Consider the following 3,539-nt stretch of genomic DNA (forward strand, 5'->3'; position numbering starts at 1 on the left):
GGTGCGCATCATCGCTTCCAGCTCCGGCTGATCGAACATGTTCATCTGCGGGTAGCCGTTGGCGCTGGGGTCGGTGCTGCGCTTGAGCTCGGCCAGCACCCGAAACTCCTTGTCCAGCAGGCGAAGTCCGTGCGCGGGCCGCCGGTGGGCGGCGAACTCATCGCCCACGCCCAGGCGCGCCAGGATCCGGTAGATCTCGTCATCGGCGTGCACCGCACGGGGCAGCGGGTAGACGGTTTCGTGCCGGTCGAGCACCAGCGTCGGGATGCCGTACTGGCCCAGCAGCGTCGCCGCGGTGATGCCGGTCGGGCCGGCGCCGACGATGATCACCGGCACGAAGTCCGGCAGGGACGCCGCAGCGCCGTTGGAGTGTGCGTTCATCGGTAGACCACCTTGTTGCGTTGCGTGCCGAGGTCGAGGGCGCCGTCGTCGGTGGCCACCGTGGCCTCCACGACGTCCCCGTGCTGCAGGTAGTTGGGGTTCGTCGCCTGGTCGGCGAGGAACGTCATCAGGTCCATCTGGTGCGGGTTCTCGACTCCCCGCGCGGTGAGCGCGGTGCCGACCGGGGTGCCGGTGAGGATCAGGTCGCCGGCTTCCACCTTCTGGAACCTGGCCAGCGTCTGCAGAGCCTCGACGGGCGAGTACAGCATGTCGCCCTCCACCACCATGTTCTGCCGCAGCTCGCCGTTGACCCGCAGCTGCAGCCGCAGGTCGCCGAAGCGCTTTAGCTCGTCGGCGTCGACCAGCACCACGGCCGGCCCGACCGGGGTGAACGTCGGGTACGACTTCGACTCGAAGAACTGCTGTTTGGTCAGCTGGACGTCGCGCGCCGACACGTCGTTGGTCACGACCAGCCCGTGAACGAACTCGGCCAGGTTGGCCTCCGTGACCTCGGTGCCCACCGGGATCTCGCGGCCGATCAGCAGACCGATCTCGAGTTCGTAGTCCAGCAGCTTCACGTGGGGTGGCTTGACGATGTCGTCGAACGGACCGGTGACCGAACCGGAGGCCTTGCGGAAGAAGGTCAGCGGCGTCTTGGCCGGGTCGCGCCCGACGTCGCGCACGTGCGAGGCGTAGTTGGTGGCCTGGGCGACCAACCGGCACGGCGTGGTGACCGGCGAGACCAGCGCGAGGTTCGCCAGCGGCACCGTGTCGATGGAGTGGGCGGCGTCGTCGATGGCGCGGCGCTCGGCCAGCACGCCGGCGGTGGTGGTCGCGTCGGTGCGGATGCGGGCGGCGCCGTTGGGCGTCTGCACCCACCACGCGTCGGCGGTGCGCAGGATCGAGATGGTCATTGCGGGGATCCTTACTTTCTCTCGGTGGGTGGTGGCTGTCAGGAGTTGCCGACCGCGAACAGCCCGCGCAGGGCGGACAGGTCGAACTCGTTGTCGTGGCGCAGCGCGTCGACCATCAGGGCGACTTCGCGCGCGGTTTCGCTCGGCGAGCCGACGCCCAGGAAGTCCCGGCTCGGCGGCGGGCCCCATTGGTACAGGCCGGAGGCCGTCAGCGGCGCCCAGCCGGGCTCGAGGGTGTTGTCGAACATGTCGCCGTCGGCGTAGTGCTCGACGAGGAAGTCGCCCTCCGGGTCCCGCCAGTAATCGAAGAGCTGGCTGCCCTGGATGTGGCGGCCGATGCCCCACGAGCGGAAATACCCTTGCTCACGCAGGTATTCGCCGCCGGCGGCCAGCGCATCGAGGTCGGCGACCTGATAGGCCGAGTGCACGTAGCGGTGGGTCGGCCCCAACGCCATCGCCAGCGTGTGGTGGTCGGCGGGCACCGAGCCGCGGTCGCAGCGGATGAAGCTCATGACGGGGCCCCGCTCGCGCTGGCCCGGGTAGTAGCAGAAGTCGCTGACGATCAGGCCGAGGTGCTCCAGGTACCAGTTCAGCGCCTCGATGTACTTCGGGGTCTGCAGCACGATGTGCCCGAGCCGCTGCACCGTGGCGGGCACGCGCGGGGGCCGCTGGGTGGAGTTGGCCCGGACGGTCTGGTGGCTGGGGCCGAAGTTGAACACGTGCGGCTGCTGGGAGGGCAGCTCCTCGAACTCGTAGACACCCGAAACCACCTTCAGCGGAATGCCGCTCGGGTCGACGAGGTGGATCGCCACCCCACCGAGGGTCTCGGGCAGCGGCCGCACCGTCGTCCCGGTCGCGCCCGCCAACCGCAGCAGGTCGGAGTACTCGGCGGCCACGAACGCGGGGCCGATGAACCGCGACCGCGCGCCGCGGCGGATCAGGACGCACGGCGCACCGGCGTCGCTGCCGCGCAGGTGCAACTCGTCGTCGGTGCGCAGCGCGACGCTGAACCCGAAGGCCACCGCGAATTCCGCGGCCTTCTTCAGGTCGGGCTTTTCGAACTCCAGCCAGATGACGTCGTGGACCTTGATGACCGGGTTGGCGCAGCGTCCGGGATGCTCACCCGGCAGGCCGCCCTGCTCGCTGTGCAGCCCGTTATGGGCACCGATGAGTTGGTCGGTCATTGGTCGCTCCTCAGAGACAAGATGAAAGGCATGAATTGGCAAGGCTTTCGGCGGCGCACACGTCCGCTTACCGCACTCGCCATCAAGCATGGCGCCGTGGTGACCGCCTGTCCTTGCGGCTGACGCCACTCGGCATACCCTGCTAGCGGGTATCCGCGGTTCTGACTATTCGTCACTGTTGTGTTGGATGACAACGCAACTCAGTCAAAGACGAGCCGATGCCCCCAAGAATCGCCGTTAGATTGCGCAACTAATTCATATAGCGCTCTTCGCTTTTTAGCGTTTACTATGCACACACAACCGAATCTGACGGTCCAGGAAAGGTCGAAAGACCCGCCTTGGAGGCTTGCCTCCAATAGTGCGCGCGTGGTGAACGATCCGGAGGAGGATCGGCATGAGCACTAGACGCAAAGGGCGAGGAAACATAAGCGCCCTCGGTAAACTTTGGCGGCCCCTCGTCATTGTGGCCGTCCTCGCGGTCGTCGCTTACGGCGTCAACACCGTCCGAAATAACAGCGAGGCCATCAGCCATCCGGCCACGACGAGCTCCCTCCCGGCCACCGTCGTCCAGATCAACCCCAAGAACGTCACCTACGAGGCATTCGGCACACTCGGCGAGGGCGGGAAGGTCGTCTACGCGAACCTTGACAGCCAGCCGGTCGAAGTCCGGCTGACAGCCCTGCCCTGGTCGGTGTCGGAGACGACGATGTCGCCCTCGGCGACCTTGAGCCTCGTGATGCAGGTCGACGGGGACTCGGCCGGGTGCCGCATCCTCGTCGACGGCAAGGTCCGGGACGAGCACCTCGTGTCCCACCAGAGCGCCGCTGTCGCGTGCACGGTGACCGCGGCATGAACGACGAGGCGCCCACCGGGCCCATCGAGACCGAAGATCCGGTCCCGGCCGACGAACCGGTCAAGCGACCCCTCCTCGCGAGATTGTGTCGCCAGTTCGCACTGCCGATCGTCTTGTTCTGGGTGGTGCTGGGCGTCGTGGTGAATGTGTTCGTCCCCTCCATCGAGGAGAACACCAAGGCCAATGCCAAGGCGTTGGTCCCCCGGG

The 3,539-nt window shown here is 67.2% G+C and carries 4 protein-coding genes and 1 pseudogene; 2 read left to right on the forward strand and 3 right to left on the reverse strand.

Features of this window, described 5'->3' with window-relative positions; translation table 11 throughout:
- The 3 genes from A5706_RS09750 to A5706_RS09760 all read right to left on the reverse strand — a co-directional run.
- On the reverse strand, positions 1 to 381 hold a 381-nt coding region (locus A5706_RS09750), incomplete at its 3' end, for an FAD-dependent monooxygenase (protein ID WP_156767039.1).
- Complete coding sequence (locus A5706_RS09755) at positions 378 to 1,295, reverse strand: fumarylacetoacetate hydrolase family protein (RefSeq protein ID WP_068129531.1); 918 nt, start codon at positions 1,293 to 1,295, stop codon at positions 378 to 380. The genes A5706_RS09755 and A5706_RS09750, both read right to left, overlap by 4 nt.
- A gap of 38 nt (positions 1,296 to 1,333) precedes the next feature.
- On the reverse strand, positions 1,334 to 2,479 hold the full coding sequence (locus A5706_RS09760; RefSeq protein WP_068129533.1) for a VOC family protein: 1,146 nt from the start codon (positions 2,477 to 2,479) through the stop codon (positions 1,334 to 1,336).
- Between the two features lie 394 nt (positions 2,480 to 2,873).
- Here A5706_RS09760 and A5706_RS09765 point away from each other — a divergent pair, with 394 nt between their 5' ends.
- Positions 2,874 to 3,332, forward strand: a complete 459-nt coding sequence (locus tag A5706_RS09765; protein WP_068129535.1) for an MmpS family transport accessory protein — start codon at positions 2,874 to 2,876, stop codon at positions 3,330 to 3,332.
- Positions 3,329 to 3,539: pseudogene (locus tag A5706_RS09770) on the forward strand (hypothetical protein); the annotation flags it as partial. The gene A5706_RS09765 and the pseudogene A5706_RS09770, both read left to right, overlap by 4 nt.

Origin of the sequence: Mycobacterium sp. E796 (genome assembly GCF_001672815.1) — a bacterium.
Lineage (GTDB): Bacteria > Actinomycetota > Actinomycetes > Mycobacteriales > Mycobacteriaceae > Mycobacterium.